The 15,786-nt window shown below is 63.2% G+C and carries 17 protein-coding genes; 12 read left to right on the plus strand and 5 right to left on the minus strand.

The window, feature by feature from the left end; genetic code table 11:
• Positions 1-8 precede the first annotated feature (8 nt).
• Positions 9-941 carry a LysR family transcriptional regulator gene (locus ACVNHC_RS21570; protein ID WP_186391412.1) on the minus strand — a complete coding sequence of 311 codons (933 nt, stop codon included), beginning with the start codon at positions 939-941 and terminating at the stop codon, positions 9-11.
• Between the two features lie 107 nt (positions 942-1,048).
• Between ACVNHC_RS21570 and ACVNHC_RS21575 the strand changes: the two genes are divergently transcribed.
• The 6 genes from ACVNHC_RS21575 to ACVNHC_RS21600 all read left to right on the plus strand — a co-directional run bounded on the left by ACVNHC_RS21575 (position 1,049) and on the right by ACVNHC_RS21600 (position 7,385).
• On the plus strand, positions 1,049-2,236 hold the full coding sequence (locus ACVNHC_RS21575) for a CaiB/BaiF CoA transferase family protein (RefSeq protein WP_457169394.1): 1,188 nt from the start codon (positions 1,049-1,051) through the stop codon (positions 2,234-2,236).
• The gene (locus ACVNHC_RS21580) at positions 2,233-3,180 is read left to right on the plus strand and encodes a hydroxymethylglutaryl-CoA lyase (protein ID WP_457169396.1); all 948 of its coding nucleotides are present in this window, start codon (positions 2,233-2,235) and stop codon (positions 3,178-3,180) included. Before ACVNHC_RS21575 ends, ACVNHC_RS21580 begins: the two co-directional genes overlap by 4 nt.
• 37 nt (positions 3,181-3,217) lie before the next feature.
• On the plus strand, positions 3,218-4,204 hold the full coding sequence (gene dctP / locus ACVNHC_RS21585) for a TRAP transporter substrate-binding protein DctP (protein WP_457169398.1): 987 nt from the start codon (positions 3,218-3,220) through the stop codon (positions 4,202-4,204).
• Between the two features lie 5 nt (positions 4,205-4,209).
• Positions 4,210-4,740 (plus strand): TRAP transporter small permease, encoded by a 531-nt coding sequence (locus tag ACVNHC_RS21590; RefSeq protein WP_050474017.1) that lies wholly within the window; start codon positions 4,210-4,212, stop codon positions 4,738-4,740.
• Positions 4,737-6,020, plus strand: a complete 1,284-nt coding sequence (locus ACVNHC_RS21595; RefSeq protein ID WP_094462562.1) for a TRAP transporter large permease — start codon at positions 4,737-4,739, stop codon at positions 6,018-6,020. The genes ACVNHC_RS21590 and ACVNHC_RS21595 overlap by 4 nt, the downstream gene beginning before the upstream one ends.
• A 192-nt stretch (positions 6,021-6,212) precedes the next feature.
• On the plus strand, positions 6,213-7,385 hold the full coding sequence (locus tag ACVNHC_RS21600; protein ID WP_374629649.1) for an MFS transporter: 1,173 nt from the start codon (positions 6,213-6,215) through the stop codon (positions 7,383-7,385).
• 15 nt (positions 7,386-7,400) lie between these two features.
• On the opposite strand, the gene ACVNHC_RS21605 is transcribed toward ACVNHC_RS21600, so the two are convergent.
• Both ACVNHC_RS21605 and ACVNHC_RS21610 read right to left on the minus strand, forming a co-directional pair.
• Positions 7,401-8,045: a DUF2799 domain-containing protein gene (locus ACVNHC_RS21605; protein ID WP_457169401.1), complete on the minus strand. Its 645-nt coding sequence runs from the start codon at positions 8,043-8,045 to the stop codon at positions 7,401-7,403.
• Between the two features lie 89 nt (positions 8,046-8,134).
• Complete coding sequence (locus tag ACVNHC_RS21610; RefSeq protein WP_186391406.1) at positions 8,135-8,674, minus strand: DUF2244 domain-containing protein; 540 nt, start codon at positions 8,672-8,674, stop codon at positions 8,135-8,137.
• 22 nt (positions 8,675-8,696) lie between these two features.
• Here ACVNHC_RS21610 and nth point away from each other — a divergent pair, with 22 nt between their 5' ends.
• Together nth and ACVNHC_RS21620 are read left to right on the plus strand one after the other, a co-directional pair.
• The gene (nth, locus tag ACVNHC_RS21615; protein ID WP_186391405.1) at positions 8,697-9,533 is read left to right on the plus strand and encodes an endonuclease III; all 837 of its coding nucleotides are present in this window, start codon (positions 8,697-8,699) and stop codon (positions 9,531-9,533) included.
• Positions 9,530-10,066, plus strand: a complete 537-nt coding sequence (locus ACVNHC_RS21620; protein WP_050474022.1) for a GNAT family N-acetyltransferase — start codon at positions 9,530-9,532, stop codon at positions 10,064-10,066. The genes nth and ACVNHC_RS21620 overlap by 4 nt, the downstream gene beginning before the upstream one ends.
• Before the next feature lie 4 nt (positions 10,067-10,070).
• On the opposite strand, the gene irrA is transcribed toward ACVNHC_RS21620, so the two are convergent.
• Complete coding sequence (gene irrA, locus ACVNHC_RS21625) at positions 10,071-10,511, minus strand: iron response transcriptional regulator IrrA (protein ID WP_050474023.1); 441 nt, start codon at positions 10,509-10,511, stop codon at positions 10,071-10,073.
• Between the two features lie 501 nt (positions 10,512-11,012).
• Here irrA and fabA point away from each other — a divergent pair.
• The 3 genes from fabA to fabI all read left to right on the plus strand — a co-directional run bounded on the left by fabA (position 11,013) and on the right by fabI (position 13,736).
• Positions 11,013-11,519 carry a 3-hydroxyacyl-[acyl-carrier-protein] dehydratase FabA gene (gene fabA / locus ACVNHC_RS21630; protein WP_094462559.1) on the plus strand — a complete coding sequence of 169 codons (507 nt, stop codon included), beginning with the start codon at positions 11,013-11,015 and terminating at the stop codon, positions 11,517-11,519.
• Between the two features lie 111 nt (positions 11,520-11,630).
• Positions 11,631-12,845: a beta-ketoacyl-ACP synthase I gene (gene fabB, locus ACVNHC_RS21635; RefSeq protein WP_122522674.1), complete on the plus strand. Its 1,215-nt coding sequence runs from the start codon at positions 11,631-11,633 to the stop codon at positions 12,843-12,845.
• A gap of 78 nt (positions 12,846-12,923) precedes the next feature.
• Positions 12,924-13,736, plus strand: a complete 813-nt coding sequence (gene fabI / locus ACVNHC_RS21640; protein ID WP_019964299.1) for an enoyl-ACP reductase FabI — start codon at positions 12,924-12,926, stop codon at positions 13,734-13,736.
• A 99-nt stretch (positions 13,737-13,835) separates the two neighbouring features.
• Here fabI and ACVNHC_RS21645 read toward each other — a convergent pair whose 3' ends face one another.
• Positions 13,836-14,390, minus strand: coding sequence for an SH3 domain-containing protein (locus ACVNHC_RS21645; protein ID WP_457169405.1), 555 nt, complete (start codon positions 14,388-14,390; stop codon positions 13,836-13,838).
• Positions 14,391-14,659: 269 nt separating this feature from the next.
• Here ACVNHC_RS21645 and ACVNHC_RS21650 point away from each other — a divergent pair, with 269 nt between their 5' ends.
• On the plus strand, positions 14,660-15,646 hold the full coding sequence (locus tag ACVNHC_RS21650) for a 2-hydroxyacid dehydrogenase (RefSeq protein WP_050474026.1): 987 nt from the start codon (positions 14,660-14,662) through the stop codon (positions 15,644-15,646).
• Positions 15,647-15,786: the final 140 nt, after the last annotated feature.

Raw genomic sequence — 15,786 nt, forward strand, 5'->3', positions numbered from 1 at the left:
GGAAAAGGTCAGGCCTGCTCTGCCTTGCGGGCCTGCCATAGTCCGCTGTCGATGGCCTTATGCACCAGTTCGATGACGAGCCGCTGCACCGTCTCCAGCGCATAGGAGGACGGGCGGTCCGCCATCTGGCACAGATGCAGCGTGCGTGACAGTTCCGGCATGATGATGGGCCGGACAGCGAGGGCGCCTGTTTCTATGTGCTCCTGCAGAAACAGCCGTGTGCCGATGGCGCAGCCGAGCCCCGCAATCAGCGCGCCGCCGATCACATGCACCGAGTTCAGCTGAAAGCGGGCGCTACTCTCCAGCTTCTTCAGCAGCGTGGCGTCATCGACCAGCGCACGCGCCGAAATGCCCTGGCGCAGGATGATCATCGGCAGCCCGAGCGTGTCGTGAAAGGCGATCGGGCGGCCGGTTTCCCCGATGATGGCCTCGTGCCCGATCAGCACCATGCTTTCCTCCAGCACCGGGATCGACTTCAGCCGTGCATCCGCCGGAGGGTTGTAGACAAGAGCCATGTCCACGTCGGCCGCGAGCAGATGCGCGAGTGTCGTGCCGGACAGGCTTTCGGAAAGCGACAGGTTCAGCTTCGGGTAGTCGGTCATGATCCGTTGAAGGAGCGGCACGCCGATGGCCTTGACCGCCGAATAGGCCATGCCGATGGTCACGTCACCCGCAACCTCGCCGCCTGAAGCCTTGATGTCCCTTTCGGCGGCCTGCATGGCGCGCAGGATTGCCTTGGCGTGGGTGTAAAGCCGCTCACCCGCCGCCGTCGGTTCCAGCCCGCGCGGCCTGCGGTGGAAGAGCTTCTGTCCGAGATCCGCCTCAAGATTGGCGAGGTGATGGCTCAGCGCCGACACCGCGATGCGCAACTCGCCAGCAGCAGTCGTCAGGCTGCGTCTTTCAAAGATCGCCTCGAAGTAGCGGAGCTGGCGCGTGTCCATGGTTTCTCGATTTTAGAACGAAGCCTTATAAACTTTATAATTTTTCTACTCCGAGTCGAGCGCTAACTTGCTTCTGTGCTGCCGCCAGGCACTGGGAGGACTAGCAGGTGACGGAACCGTTCAAGCCGCTCGAAGGCATACGCATCGTCGAGATGAGCCACATGATCATGGGGCCGTCCTGCGGCATGTTCCTCGGCTTTCTCGGCGCCGAAGTGATCAAGGTCGAGCCGCCGGAAGGGGACAAGACCCGCTATCTGTCCGGCATGGGGCGGCCGATGTTCCCGCTCTTCAACCGCGGCAAGAAGTCGGTCCAGCTTGATCTGGCCAGCGAGAGCGGCCAGGCCGCACTCCGCAAGCTGCTGGCCACCGCCGACGTCTTCATTGAAAATTTCCGGGACCAGTCGCTGGCAAAGATGGGTGCTGACGGCGAGACGCTGCGGCGCGAATTTCCCGGGCTGATCGTTGCCTCGCACAAGGGCTTCCTGCGCGGCCCCTATCAGGACCGCACGGCGCTGGACGAGGTGGTCCAGATGATGACCGGCCTTGCCTATATGACCGGCCCCTCGGGCAGGCCGTTGCGGGTCGGCTCGTCGGCGAATGACATCATGGGCGGGCTCTTCGGTGCCTTTTCCGTTCTGGCTGCGCTGCTGGAGCGCAAGGAAACCGGCAAGGGCCGCAACCTGCGCATCGGCCTGTTCGAGAATTGCCTGCTGCTCGTTGCCCAGCACATGGTTCAGTTCGAGCTCGAAGGCAAATCGCCGCCACCAATGCCGGAGCGGGACTTCTCCTGGCCGGTCTACGATATTTTTGACACCTCGGACGGCAACCAGATCTTCGTCGGCGCCGTGACCGAAGGGCAATGGGTTGCGCTGTGCAAGCTCCTGGGTCTCGATGAATTGCTGAGCGATCCGCAGCTTCAGACCCGGATGCAGCAGATTGAGGCCCGCGGCAGGACCATTCCGGTCGTCGCCCGTGCCATTGCGGCCCGCGATGCCGGTGAACTTGCGAGGCAATTCGAGGACCTGGGCATTCCCTATTCACCCATCGCAAAACCCGCCGACATGTACAGCGATCCGCATGTGATGCGCCCCGGCGGGCTCGCCACCTCACACATGCCGGATGGCTCCACCTTCCGCGCCCCGTCCCTGCCTTTCGAAGTCGATGGCGAAATGCTGACCGGTGGCGGCGATTTGCAATCGGTCGGGCAGGACACGGAGACGGTTCTGGCCGGGGTCGGTCTTGACGCTGCAGAGATCGCTGCCGCGCGGGGCAAGGCGAAGGAGCAGGCGGCATGACGCGGCTTCGCGACGTCTATCCGGCCGGCCATGTGGTGCTGCGCGAAGTCGGGCTGCGTGATGGCTTGCAGCTCGTCAAATCCTATCCGTCGACGGCAGCCAAGATCGAGTGGATCAACCGTGAATACGCTGCCGGTGTGCGCAATTTCGAGGTTGGCTCCTTCCTGCCGGCCTCACGTTTTCCGCAATTCGCCGATGTGCGGGAGGTGCTGGCTGCGGTGAAGGCCCTGCCGGGCGCCCATGCGGTTGGTCTCGTCCTCAACGACCGGGGCGCGGATGACGCGCTTGCGTCCGGGGTTGATGAGATCATGTGCGTTGTCTCTGCCACGGAAGCGCATTCGCAGGCCAATACCCGGCGCAGCCGCGCCGAATCGGTGGCCCATGTGAAACGGCTTTGCGCGCTGCGCGATGCCAGTGATCACCGGCCGCTGGTGAATGCCGGCATCGGCATGGCCTTCGGCTGTTCGATCACGGGTGCCGTCGATCCGGACGAGGTGCTGTCCCTTGCGGAGGCACTTTTCGAGGCTGGTGCCGATGTCGTCGGTTTGGCCGACACGGTCGGCTTTGCCGGACCAGACCAGATTGCCGCGCTTGTCCGGCGTACCCGCGCCATTGCGGCAGACCGGGAGGCCGCCATCCACCTGCACGACACGCGCGGCATGGCGATGGCCAATGCGTCCGCCGCGCTCGATGCGGGCTGCCGCATTCTCGACGGAGCGCTCGGGGGGCTGGGAGGCTGCCCCTTTGCGCCCGGCGCCACGGGCAACGCGGTTTTCGAGGATCTCGTTTTCCTGTGCGAATCCAAGGGCTTTGCCACCGGCATCGACATTGGAAAGCTGATCGGGGTCCGGGAGATTCTGGCCCGCGAAATGCCTTCAGAAACGCTTTACGGCCAGCTGGCCCGTGCAGGGCTGCCGCAGGCGGCCGGAACGGGAGCAATGTGAGCCTGAGATAAACTGGTCAAACTGGGAGGAGACCATCATGACGAAGACACTTCTTGCAACGCTTCTTGCCGCAACAGCCATGACAGGCGCTGCGGGTGCAGCAGAACTGATGCGCTGCAGCCATCAGCTGCCGCCCGGCCATCACATTTCCGAGGTGATCGAGAAATGGGCCGCAGAAGTTGAAACCTTGTCCAACGGCGAGATCGATGTTCAGATCTTCGGCGCCGACAGCCTGATCAAGGCCAATGACAATATCCTCGCCGTTGCGCGCGGGGAGATCGAATGCGCCTTCTCGCTGAACTTCCAGTGGGGCAAGACGCTTCCCCTCATGAACGTCACCATCGGCCCCTACACCATGTCCTCCATCGAGTCCTGGAAGAAGTGGCCGGACTCGGAAGCCGCTGCCTATCTCGAAGGCAAGCTTCTCGACAAGGGCGTGAAGAACATCGCCTGGATGTTCCAGACCAATGTCAGCGTGTTCACGTCCAAGGGCAAGGCACTGACGAAGCCGGATGACTTCAAGGGCCTGAAGATGCGCGGCCTTGGCCCTGCTTTCGACCGTGGCCTGACCGCCATGGGCGCCTCGACCGTGTCGCTGCCCGGCAGTGAGGTCTATCAGGCGCTGGCGACCGGCGTGATTGATGCTGCCGTGACCGACGTCGCGGCCGCCTATTCGCGCCGCTACTATGAGGTGCAGGACCACATGACGATCGTGCCCGTCCTTGCCGCCTATCTCCACGGCTATGTGACACCCTCCTGGTATGACGGCCTCACCGGAACGCAGAAGGCGGCCATCGATGAGGCTGGCAGGAAGGCAGCGGGCTGGGCCATCGAGGCCTCTGAAAAAGCCTCCGCCGATGCTCCGGCCCAGCTGCAGGAGAAGGGCGTGACCGTCCACATCGCCACCAGCGAGGAGAACGAAGCCTTCCGTGCGGCGATGCAGCCGGCCTTTGAAGAGGGCTTTGCCGCTGAGACCGGCGAGGAAGGCCGCGAGCTTCTGGCGCTGATTGCAAAGATCAAGTAGCTCCGATGCGGGATCCTGCTGAAAGGGGGGAGGAGGCGGGCGCCTCCTCCTCACCCCTCGACCGTTTCGCCGCCGCGATTTCCGGCGCCGGAGGTCTGATAAGCTCTGCGCTGATCCTGGTGGTGCTGATCATCACCGGCGTTGGCGTGTGGATGCGGTACGTGATTGGCCAGCCCATCGCCGGTGTCGAGGAGGCGACCGGCTTTTTCGTTGTGGCCATCGTCATGTTCGGCGCGGCTGAGGCATCGCGCCGGAACGATCATATCCGCATCGACATCATCCTCGACAAGGCGCCGCCGCGTCTGCGCCGCTGGCTCGACATCTGGGCGCAGATTTCGGTGCTGGCCTTTGCAGCTGCGCTGCTGGTGACCGCCTGGCACACGGTGTCGTTTTCGCGCCGCTTCGGCGCCTATTCGCCCGGCTATCTCGAACTGCCCATGTGGATCCCCCAATCGGCGATGATCGCAGGCGGCGGACTGATCCTGCTGGTGTGCCTGGCGCGTCTCTTCATTCTCCTGCGTGGAGGCCGGACATGACCCTCATCATCATCGCCGTTCTGGCCGCCGTGCTTCTGACAGGCATACCGATCTTCGCGGCCCTCGGGCTTACCTCGCTTGCCATTCTCTGGCTTTTCGAGGGCAAGGTCTGGTCGATGGCCGACACGGTCTTTGCCTCGCTCAATAATCCGCTGCTCGCCACCATCCCGATGTTCGCCTTCATGGCGCATGTGATGATCAAGGCGAAGGTCGTCGACGATCTCTACGAGATGTCGAACAAGCTGGTCGGCCACGTCAAGGGCGGGCTCGGCTTTGCCACCATCCTCTGCTGCACGATCTTTGCCACGATTTCCGGCTCCTCCGTGGCCACCGCACTCACCATCGGCACCACCGCCATTCCGCAGATGCAGCGGTTCGGCTACCGCCCGCGCGACACCTACGGCATCATTGCCGCAGGCGGCACGCTCGGTATCCTCATTCCGCCCTCCGGGCCGATGATCCTTTATGCGGTCGTCACCAATGCCTCGATCGGCGGCCTGTTCCTCGCCGGAATCGTGCCCGGCCTGCTGATCGCACTCCTCTTCGCCATCTTCTCCTGGGTTCAGGCGAACGCCCATGGCGAAACACAGGCACAGGACTGGCCAGGCACACGCGCCGTCCTTGCGGCCTTCTGGAAGTCGATCTGGGCCGTCATGATGCCACCGGTCATTCTGGGCGGCATCTATTTCGGCATCTTCACAGCCGCCGAAGCAGCCGCAGTGGGTGCCGCCTATGCGCTGCTCGTCGCTCTGCTCGTGTACCGGAACGTTTCGCTGCGCGATCTCGGGGAGTGCCTCTGGCAGACCATGCGCACCTGCGCCATGCTGTTCATGATCATCGCGGCTGCCGGCATGTTCGGCCATGCCATCACCATCATCCGGCTTCCTGCCGAAGTGATGGAAACCGTGACGGCGCTCGAACTGTCCCAGACGGGCTTCCTTCTGGCGGTCATGATTGCGATCTTCATCCTGGGGATGTTTCTGGAAACGATCGCGATCATCCTGATCACCACACCAATCATCCTGCCGTCCATGCTGGCCCTTGGCATTGATCCGGTCTGGTACGGCATCATGCTGATGATCAACCTTGAGCTTGCCCTGATCACGCCGCCTGTCGGCATGAACCTGTTCGTTCTCAAGGGGATCACGGGGGCGCCGCTGATCGACATCATGCGCGGGGCCGCGCCTTATGTCGGCATCCTGATCTTCGGCCTCTTCATGGTTTGGCTGTTTCCGCAGCTGGCCCTCTGGCTGCCGCAGCAATCCGGATTTGGCCGCTAGAGCAATTCCAGCAAAAGGGAAACCGCCCTGCGTCCCGGCTGCCCCAGGCTGTGCACGGCCGGGGGCAGCACTTTCCCCACGAAGGACTGGCGCAAAGCCGTCAAATCACCTTATTCTGGTGGTCCCTCCATTCAGGGTGCAGACCGTGTGCTGCGCCTTGCCCTTGCCGGTTTGACCGGCCCGGACCGTCTCATGTCTTTCGTCCTGCAGCTGCCCCGTCAGGCAGTCCTCATCCTGCTGCTCGTCTTTTTCGGCGCGCTGTGCACCTCTTCGCTCATTCCGGCGATGGGCTATTTCATCGTCGAAGGGTTGAAGCAGGAGCCCTGGCAGATCGGCCTTTACACCGGGCTCGTGGCGCCGCTGACCATGGTGGTGAACCGGACCTTTGGCGAAAAGCTGGATGGCGCGGTGGCGGTGAAGCCGCTGCTGCTGATCTCGATCCTGGCTTATATGGCAATGGCACTGCTGCTTGCGGCCATTCCGGATTTTCTGGTGCTGGTGCTTGCCGGTGCGCCCATCATGGCGGTGGCCAATGGCGCGACCTCGACCGAATTCACCTACGGCCGGCTTTATGCAGAGCGGACCGGCCTTGATATTGCCGAGTATAACGCCTGGCTGCGCATGGTCGTGTCGCTGGCCTGGGTCATCGGGCCGTCCATGACCTTCATTCTGTTTGATCTCGCCGGTTTCCGGGTGGCCTATCTGATTTCGGCAGGCCTTGCGGTGATCTGGCTTGTGCTGTGGCATCTGGGCGTGCCGGGGGATTTCCGCGCGCCGCAGCGCCCGCGCGGCACGGCTGCGCTGGAGGGCATCGACTGGCCCATCCTGCTGGCAGCTTTCACCTGCACGCTTTTTGCCGTTGGCAATGTGCTCTTCACCGCCGCCATGCCGCTCTATTATGTCAGGGAAGTGGGCCTGCCCGGCTACACGCCCGGCCTGTCGCTGTCCTTCAAGTGCATCGTCGAGGTCATCGCCATTTTCCTTGCCGCGCGCATTGCCGCGCGTTTCGGCTCAAGAACGGTGCTCTATGGTGCTTCGCTGCTCGCTGTGGTCACCTTCCTGCTGTTCACCCAGATCAGCAGCGTGCTGCATGTGGTGATCCTCTCGGCCATCGAGGGGCTTTACTATGGCCTTTTCGCCGGGGTCGCGATTTCCTTCGTGCAGAGCTATGCGCCGGACAAGCCGGGGCGGGCCACCGCGCTCTACATGAACGGGCTGTTTCTCGGCTCCTTCATCGGCTCGGTCTCCATGGGGCTGATCGCCAGCGCCTTTGATTTCCGCACCGTTGTCTTCGTGGCAGCCGGCAGCGGCCTTGCCGTGCTGGTGGCCCTCAGCCAGCTGCGCCCGCCGCGGGGTGCAAGCTGAGGCGCCCGTGCGGCCTCAGCCGCCGTAGCCGGAAATGAGACGCCGGGCCTCGGCGTTGACGGCCGCTTCCGTTGCCGCATATTCGCCCTGCCGCTGCATCAGACGGAAGCGCAGGTCCTGGATCTCGAACCGGCTGTCGCTGATCCGGTCGCGGAGGCGGTCTGCCTTCTGGCGGCAGGCGTTACGTTCGTCGGGACTGCCGGAGCCGCAGTCGAGCCGCGACAGGTCGAAGCGGGCGCTGTCTGTGGAGGATTCCAGATACCGCAGGCGGGATTCGACATTCTCGACCTCCCGCCGGGCGGAATAGATGCGGTTGCCGAGCTGATAGGCATATTCAAACTGACCGGCGAGAGCGGGCGGGCAGATATCCGACTTGCTGTCGCCCTGGCGGCCAATGTTGAAGCCGTTGAGCGGGGTGCAATAGATCTGCACACCCTCCTGCCAGCCGGACTGGTAGGCCGCCGGATCAGGGGAAATGCCATACTGGCCGCAGTCTTCCGCCACCTTGGAGATACGGTTGGCCGCATGGCCGGAGGCCGCATCCGCCCGGCCCAGCGCACGCCAGTCCCCGGCCTGGCACTGTTCCTTGGAAACCGTGTCGCAGCCACCCAAAAGCAGCGCAATGCCCATGGCCACAGCGGCCCCCAGCCAGAACTTCATGAAAGCCTCCCCAAGATACCCAGACCAGAGTGATACGCCTCACGGACGGGAACCGGAAGGCGGATTCGCGGCAAATTATGGGTCCAATATCAGGAAACGGCCGGGATACGCCCCGCCTTGGCATCGGCAATGGCTGCGGCAAAGGCCGTGGCAAAGCTTGTGCGGTCCGGCGGGTTGAGGAAGTCGCCGATGCCTATGGTGTCACCGCGGGCGCTCAGGGTGATCCGGGTGACGCCTTCATCTTCAAGCCGCATCACCGAAAGCCGCACCCAGAAGGGGTTGAAGCGGTATTCCTGCCGCTGACGGCCCGGCCCGGTCTTGCGGACGACAATCTCGTGTGCGCTGACCGTCACTTCCTCGCAGCGGTTGGCCGCCGCATAGTTCAGCCGGAAGGCCATCCAGACCAGCAGCACATCGAGCCCGAAGAAACCGAAGACCGGCCATGCGCCGATGGAGAGGAACAAAAGCCCGGCGGCGAAACAGACCGCCCCCGTGGCCAGCATCAGCACCAGAAAGCCCTTTGGCCCCAGCGAGCGGTGCGGCGTCAGCACGGCAGCAAAGAGCGGCCGCTCGCCCGGTGCCAGCGCCGCGTCATCAGGACCGTCAGGATTGCTCTTGGTGCCGCTCATGAGAAAGCTTTATAGAGGAGGCATGACGCAAGCAAAGATCACAAAAGCACCAAAAAAGAGCAAGACCGCTGCGGCGGCGGCGAAAACGCCCGCTCCGGCACGGCGCAAGCAAGCGGCGCCGCGCTACACGAAGGCCGAAATCCACGCGATCTTCGACCGGTTCCACACGGACAATCCGGAGCCCAAGGGCGAACTGGACCATGTGAATGCCTTCACGCTGCTGGTTGCGGTGGTCTTGTCGGCGCAGGCAACGGATGTGGGCGTGAACCGGGCGACAAAAACCCTGTTCCGCATTGCCGATACGCCGGAGAAGATGCTGGCGCTGGGCGAGGACCGGGTGCGCGAGGAAATCCGCACCATCGGCCTGTTCAAGACCAAGGCGAAGAATGTCATCGCCCTGTGCGAACAGCTGCTGCGTGATCACGGCGGCGAGGTGCCGGAAAGCCGCGAGGCGCTGGAGGCGCTGCCCGGCGTTGGCCGCAAGACGGCGAATGTGGTGCTGAACATGGCCTTTGGTCATCCGACCATTGCGGTGGACACGCATCTGTTCCGCCTGGGCAACCGCATCGGCATTGCTCCCGGCAAGACGCCGCTGGCGGTCGAACTGGCGATGGAGAAGATCGTGCCGGCCGAATATGGGCTGCACGCCCATCACTGGCTGATCCTGCATGGCCGTTACATCTGCAAGGCCCGCAAGCCGGAATGCGCGCGCTGCCTGATCTATGACCTGTGCAAGAGCCACGAGAAGGTGCCGATGGATGCGGTGCCGGACATTGCGCTGCGCACGGCGGCGGAGATTGCCGCAAGACAGGCCGGGACACAGGCAGGAGCAGAAGCAGGGGCACCTGCGGCATCATGAAGATCCCGGACTGTCCGCAGCTTTCCTTCCGCCAGTTCGAACTTTCCGACGCTGAGTTCCTCATGCGGCTGATGAACGATGCCGCGTTCATCGAACATATCGGCGACCGGGGCCTGAGACAGGTTGAAGATGCCCGCAACTACATCCGCAGTGCCATCCGCCCGGCCTACCGGCGCGGCAACTACGGCTTCTGGGTGATCTCTGACAAGGCGGGCGGCGCGGCGCTGGGCATGGCGGGCCTTGCCAAACGTGACAATCTGGATCTGCCGGATCTGGGCTATGCCCTGCTGCCGGAAGCGCGCGGACAGGGACATGCCATGGCGGCCTCCCGGGCCGTGCTCGCCTATGGCTTCGGAACGCTGGCCCTGCCGCGTGTTCTCGCCATCACCAGTCCGGGGAACGAGGCGTCAAACAGTCTGCTGGCCCGCCTCGGCTTTGAGGTAGCCGTGCAGGATTACCGCCTGCCGAACGCGCCGGGACGGCCGCAACTGCTGCATTGCCTCGAAAGGGAAAGATGGGAGCGCGCGGCCTGAAAGATCAGGCTGCGCCCTTCGGACGCACCCGCACCACCACGTCGATACGCACGATCTCCATGCCCTCGGGGGCCTGGGGCACACGGCCGATGCCGATGCCATCGTGCGGAATGTCGACGACCCGGTTTTCGCCTTCAATGAAGAAGTGATGGTGATCGTGGACGTTGGTGTCGAAATAGGTCTTGGTGCCGTCGATGGCGACTTCCCGCAGCAGGCCGGCTTCGGTGAACTGGTGCAGGGTGTTGTAGACCGTCGCCAGTGACACCGGTACGGAGGCGCGGACCGCCTCCTCATGCAGGATTTCCGCAGAGATGTGGCGGTGGCCCTTGGAATAGAGCAATTCAGCAAGAGCGACACGCTGACGCGTCGGGCGCAGCCCGGAATCGCGCAGCATTTCAGTCACATCATGGCTGTGGTGGTGGTCGGCGTGATCGGGCGCGGTCATATCTGACTTTGGATCTCTGTCTCGTCGGCCAGCCTCAGCGGCGGAACCTAGTGCTATTCATAGGCATTCGCAGCGCGGTGCTTTGAAGGCCTGTCCTGATGGTCTCTATGGCCCTTTGTAGGGGACTTTTTCATATCAACAATTCAATTTTGCCATTTCTTGGACCGGGAATGCAAGTTTTTCCTTGAATTGCCGGTCAAATGTCCTCCCGCCGGCGTGATGAAACGGCCCCGGCGGGCCGCAGAAGCAGCCCTGCGTGCTTCAGTCCGGCGAGCTACAGGCCGCATTAAGGCCCCGGAAGAGGGCTCCGCAGCAAGTGACGCAGCGATATCCTTGCCTTCAGGCCCCGCTTTCGCCCGTCTTGTGCGTTTGGTGATCTTTCGAAGCTGCACCTGCTGTGTTAGGAAGGCCTCGAACACATGACTGCAGAACCGCTTGCCCCTGCGGCAGAAAATGCAAGCCTCACCGGGCGGGCAGAACAACAAGATAAACGGGAACGGAATGACCGATCGGCGCTCGAGCTACGAATATGAAGACCTCCTTGCCTGTGCACGCGGGGAATTGTTCGGACCCGGCAACGCGCAGCTGCCGCTGCCGCCCATGCTGATGTTCGACCGGATCACGGAGCTTTCCGAGACCGGCGGCGAGTTTGACAAGGGCTTTGCGCGCGCCGAATTCGACATCAATCCGGACCTGTGGTTCTTCCCCTGCCACTTCCAGGGCAATCCGGTGATGCCGGGCTGCCTCGGCCTTGATGCCCTGTGGCAGCTGACCGGTTTCTACCTTGGCTGGCTCGGGCTCGAGGGCAAGGGCATGGCCCTGTCCACCGGCGAGGTGAAGTTCAAGGGCATGGTCACGCCGTCGGTCAAGAAGGTCGAGTATGGCGTCGATTTCAAGCGCATCATGAAGGGCAAGCTCGTGCTCGGCATCGCGGATGGCTGGCTGAAGGCCGATGGCGAGCAGATCTACAAGGCGACCGACCTGCGGGTTGGCCTCGCCAAGACCTGATACCATATCAGCCCGTGGGTGCGGCATGTCCGCGCCCATCCAACATCTGACGAATGAGTTTGCTGCCGCGCCGCCGCGCGCATGGGCAGCCTGGAAAGACAGGAGACCGCGATGAGGCGGGTGGTTGTTACCGGCATGGGTATCGTGTCCTCGATTGGCGACACGGCTCAGGAGGTTCTGGAGAGCCTGCAGGCGGGCCGTTCCGGCATCGTCAAGGCGCAGGAATACGCCGATCTCGGCTTCCGCTGCCAGGTGCACGGCGCTCCGAAGCTGAACCCCTTCGAGGCGCTGGACCGCCGCACTACCCGTTTCATGGGTCAGGGCGCCGCCTGGAACTACATCGCCATGCAGCAGGCGATTGCCGATGCAGGCCTTGAGGACGGCGACGTCTCCAACGAGCGCACCGGCATCATCATGGGCTCTGGCGGCCCGTCGACCCCTGCCATCGTGGAAGCGGCGGATATCACCCGCACGAAAGGCCCGAAGCGCATCGGACCGACGGCCGTGCCGAAAGCCATGTCCTCGACCAACTCGGCGACGCTGGCCACCCCGTTCAAGATCCGCGGCGTGAACTATTCCATCTCCGCAGCCTGCGCGACCACCAACATCTGCATCGGCAATGCGGCCGAGCTGATCCAGTGGGGCAAGCAGGACATCGTCTTTGCCGGCGGCGGCGAGGAACTGGACTGGACGCTCTCCTCCCTGTTTGACGCCATGGGCGCCATGTCGTCCAAGTACAACGAGACACCGTCCACCGCCTCGCGCCCCTATGATGCCAACCGCGACGGTTTCGTCATCGCCGGCGGTGCCGGTGTGCTGGTTCTGGAAGAGCTGGAGCACGCCAAGGCGCGCGGTGCCAAGATCTATGCCGAGATCGTGGGTTATGGCGCAACCTCTGACGGTTACGACATGGTGGCTCCCTCGGGTGAAGGCGCCGAGCGCTGCATGCGCCTTGCCCTGTCCACCGTGGACCTGCCGGTGGACTACCTCAATCCGCATGCCACTTCCACGCCGGTGGGTGACATCAAGGAGATCGAGGCGATCCGTGCCGTGTTCGGCGACAAGATCCCGCAGATTTCCGCCACCAAGGCCCTTTCGGGCCACTCGCTGGGGGCGGCAGGCGTGCATGAAGCGATCTATTCGATCCTGATGATGCAGCACAATTTCATCGCGGCCTCGGCCCATATCGAAACCATTGATCCCGCCTTTGCGGATATGCCGATCGTGCGCGAGCGCGTCGACAACGCCAAGCTTGATTGCGTTCTGTCCAACGGCTTCGGCTTTGGCGGCACCAACGCCTCCGTGGTTTTCAAACGATACGCTTAAACAGATTGATTGCCGGCGCGGCGGGGACGTTCGAGACGTCTCCCGCGCGCCTTAAAGGCGGTCCGACAGGAGTTTTTTATGGAAGGGCTGATGAAGGGCAAGCGCGGGCTTGTCATGGGTGTCGCCAATGACCACTCCATTGCATGGGGCATTGCCAAGACCCTTGCCGCACACGGCGCCGAGATGGCCTTCACCTATCAGGGTGAGGCTTTCGGAAAGCGCATCAAGCCACTGGCCGAGTCCATCGGCTCCAGCATCCTGCTGCCCTGCGACGTGGAAGACATTGCTTCCGTCGACAACGTCTTTGACGTGCTGAAGGAAAAGTGGGGCAAGATCGATTTCCTCGTTCATGCCATTGCCTATGCGGACAAGACCGAGCTGCGCGGCCGCTATGCGGACACCAGCCGCGACAATTTCAGCAAGGCGCTGCTGATTTCCTGCTTCTCCTTCACCGAGATCGTGAAGCGTGCAGCGGCCATCATGCCGGACGGCGGTTCCGTGGTGACGCTGACCTATGGCGGCTCCACCCGCGTCATGCCGAACTACAACGTCATGGGCGTTGCCAAGGCGGCGCTGGAATCTTCCGTGCGTTATCTGGCGATGGATTACGGCGAGCAGGGCATCCGCATCAACGCGATTTCCGCCGGTCCCGTGCGCACGCTCGCCGGTTCGGTCATCTCGGATTCGCGCCTGATGTACAATTTCCAGAAGCGCCATTCGCCGCTGGCCCGCACCGTGACGCTGGACGAGATCGGCGGCTCGGGCCTCTATCTCCTGTCCGAACTTTCGGGCGGCGTGACCGGCGAGATTCATTTCGTCGACAGCGGCTACAACATCGTGTCCATGCCGCGTCTCGACGAGCTGAAGCGTCAGGACCGCAGCGACGACTGATGATCCTGCAAAGCGATTCACGTGAAACAGTCTCGTGAAACAGCAAAGGGGCCCGTTCGGCCCCTTTGTCATATCTGCTGCTGACAGAACGGCATCCGGTCAGTTGCTGATCTTCTCATTCGGATAGACGCCGAACAGCCGCACCTGCTCCACCCAGCCGTCATACCCGCGGCCCTGAACGCGGCACCAGGTGCCATTGCAGGACTTGATGTCCGTCAGTACCTTGGGCGCCAGATAGGCCCTGATGGCCGCCTCCGGACGCGGCTCCACATGCAGCGGCGTATTCTCGCTTTGCTCCCAGGGCGTCACGAGCGCCGTCCGGCGCGACGAGAGCAGGGTGTGGAACAGCCAGCCTTCCTTGCCTTCCCAGTCGCGCACCCGGCGCCAGTTCTCGAATTCCTGTGTGATTTCCACCGGCAGGCCGCCCTGAACATAGGTCCAGGACACCTCATGCTCGCGCGAGGGGCCCATGCGCACATTTGCCCGGTCAGACTTGATGCTGACGAAACGGGGAAGCGGCAGCCCGGTGGAGCCGGTCTGGGCGGTTTGCGCCAGAGCCTGCGGCGCAACGAGCACCAGCGCCGCGGCAGCGGCGGCCAGCAGCCGGAGTTTGCGGGCTATCGTGCCAGACAGGGTCTGATCAAACCGGGTCATGCCGTCCTCATTCACCTCTTCTGCGTTCCCTTTAGCGAAAGCCACCCCCCGTGGCCAGATGCAGCGGTGCGGTTTTGTCCCTCAAATTCCGCCTGCGGCCTTCAGCACCCGACCAAGGTCGATACTGGCCGAAGGGCTGGTCCCCTTGTTTCTCGCAGGCCATCTGATAAGGAAAACAGGAGCGAACCGCCATGCGGGGATACCGCACGGTGAGAACCTAGGTCCGTTAGGGTTAAAGCACCCTCAACGCAACGCAGAAGGCTAGTGGCATGGGCAAGAAGAAGCCTTTGGTTGTCGTGACGCGCAAGCTTCCCGATGTGGTCGAGACGCGGATGCGAGAGCTGTTCGAAACCCGCCTCAACGAAAGCGACCGGCCGATGACGCAGGCCGAGCTCGTGGAGGCCGTGCGGACGGCCGATGTGCTGGTGCCCACGGTGACGGACCGGATTGACGCTGCCGTGCTGTCCCAGGCCGGGCCAAACCTCAAGCTCATCGCCAACTTTGGCAATGGCGTCGACAACATCGACGTGGTCAGCGCCAACAACCGCGGCATCAACGTCACCAACACGCCGGGGGTGCTGACCGAAGACACCGCCGACATGACCATGGCGCTGATCCTGGCCGTGCCGCGCCGGATCGCTGAAGGCATGAAGGTGATGGAAAAGGGTGAGTGGACCGGCTGGTCACCCACCTGGATGATGGGCCGCCGCATCTGGGGCAAGCGCCTCGGCATCATCGGCATGGGCCGGATCGGCCAGGCCGTTGCCCGCCGCGCCAAGGCCTTCGGCATGTCGATCCACTATCACAACCGCCGCCGCCTGCATTCTGACATCGAGGATGCGCTGGAAGCGACCTACTGGGACAGCCTCGACCAGATGCTGGCCCGCATGGATGTCGTGTCGGTCCACTGCCCACACACGCCCGGCACCTTCCATCTGCTTTCGGCCCGCCGCCTGAAGCTGATGAAGAAGGACGCCTATGTGGTCAACACGGCCCGTGGCGAGGTGATCGACGAGACCGCACTGATCCGCCAGCTGGAGTCCGGCGATCTGGCCGGTGCCGGCCTCGACGTGTTCGAGCACGAGCCTGCCGTGAACCCGAAGCTGGCGCAGATGCCGAACGTGCTGCTGCTGCCGCATATGGGCTCGGCCACCATCGAGGGCCGTATCGAAATGGGCGAGAAGGTCATCATCAACATCAAGACCTTCATGGACGGCCACCGCCCGCCGGACCGCGTGCTGCCGTCGATGCTCTGAGGTGCGGTGCAGGATCTGAAAAGAGGCCGGAGGGGATGCTCTCCGGCCTTTTTGCTGGCTGCGGCCCGCCACGCGGGTGCGGTGCTGAAAGGGGGCAACCGCTGCCGTATTCGTCATGCCATGGCTCGCCCATGGCATCC

Source organism: Pannonibacter sp. Q-1, from assembly GCF_054073275.1.

What these genes read in the sequence shown, in the direction of transcription:
- ACVNHC_RS21570 (WP_186391412.1), bottom strand. Translation starts at nt 941, where the DNA reads ATGGACACGCGCCAGCTCCGCTACTTCGAGGCGATCTTTGAAAGACGC.
- ACVNHC_RS21580 (WP_457169396.1), top strand. Translation starts at nt 2,233, where the DNA reads ATGACGCGGCTTCGCGACGTCTATCCGGCCGGCCATGTGGTGCTGCGC.
- dctP (WP_457169398.1), top strand. Translation starts at nt 3,218, where the DNA reads ATGACGAAGACACTTCTTGCAACGCTTCTTGCCGCAACAGCCATGACA.
- ACVNHC_RS21590 (WP_050474017.1), top strand. Translation starts at nt 4,210, where the DNA reads ATGCGGGATCCTGCTGAAAGGGGGGAGGAGGCGGGCGCCTCCTCCTCA.
- ACVNHC_RS21595 (WP_094462562.1), top strand. Translation starts at nt 4,737, where the DNA reads ATGACCCTCATCATCATCGCCGTTCTGGCCGCCGTGCTTCTGACAGGC.
- ACVNHC_RS21600 (WP_374629649.1), top strand. Translation starts at nt 6,213, where the DNA reads ATGTCTTTCGTCCTGCAGCTGCCCCGTCAGGCAGTCCTCATCCTGCTG.
- ACVNHC_RS21605 (WP_457169401.1), bottom strand. Translation starts at nt 8,045, where the DNA reads ATGAAGTTCTGGCTGGGGGCCGCTGTGGCCATGGGCATTGCGCTGCTT.
- ACVNHC_RS21610 (WP_186391406.1), bottom strand. Translation starts at nt 8,674, where the DNA reads ATGAGCGGCACCAAGAGCAATCCTGACGGTCCTGATGACGCGGCGCTG.
- nth (WP_186391405.1), top strand. Translation starts at nt 8,697, where the DNA reads ATGACGCAAGCAAAGATCACAAAAGCACCAAAAAAGAGCAAGACCGCT.
- ACVNHC_RS21620 (WP_050474022.1), top strand. Translation starts at nt 9,530, where the DNA reads ATGAAGATCCCGGACTGTCCGCAGCTTTCCTTCCGCCAGTTCGAACTT.
- irrA (WP_050474023.1), bottom strand. Translation starts at nt 10,511, where the DNA reads ATGACCGCGCCCGATCACGCCGACCACCACCACAGCCATGATGTGACT.
- fabA (WP_094462559.1), top strand. Translation starts at nt 11,013, where the DNA reads ATGACCGATCGGCGCTCGAGCTACGAATATGAAGACCTCCTTGCCTGT.
- fabB (WP_122522674.1), top strand. Translation starts at nt 11,631, where the DNA reads ATGAGGCGGGTGGTTGTTACCGGCATGGGTATCGTGTCCTCGATTGGC.
- fabI (WP_019964299.1), top strand. Translation starts at nt 12,924, where the DNA reads ATGGAAGGGCTGATGAAGGGCAAGCGCGGGCTTGTCATGGGTGTCGCC.
- ACVNHC_RS21645 (WP_457169405.1), bottom strand. Translation starts at nt 14,390, where the DNA reads ATGACCCGGTTTGATCAGACCCTGTCTGGCACGATAGCCCGCAAACTC.
- ACVNHC_RS21650 (WP_050474026.1), top strand. Translation starts at nt 14,660, where the DNA reads ATGGGCAAGAAGAAGCCTTTGGTTGTCGTGACGCGCAAGCTTCCCGAT.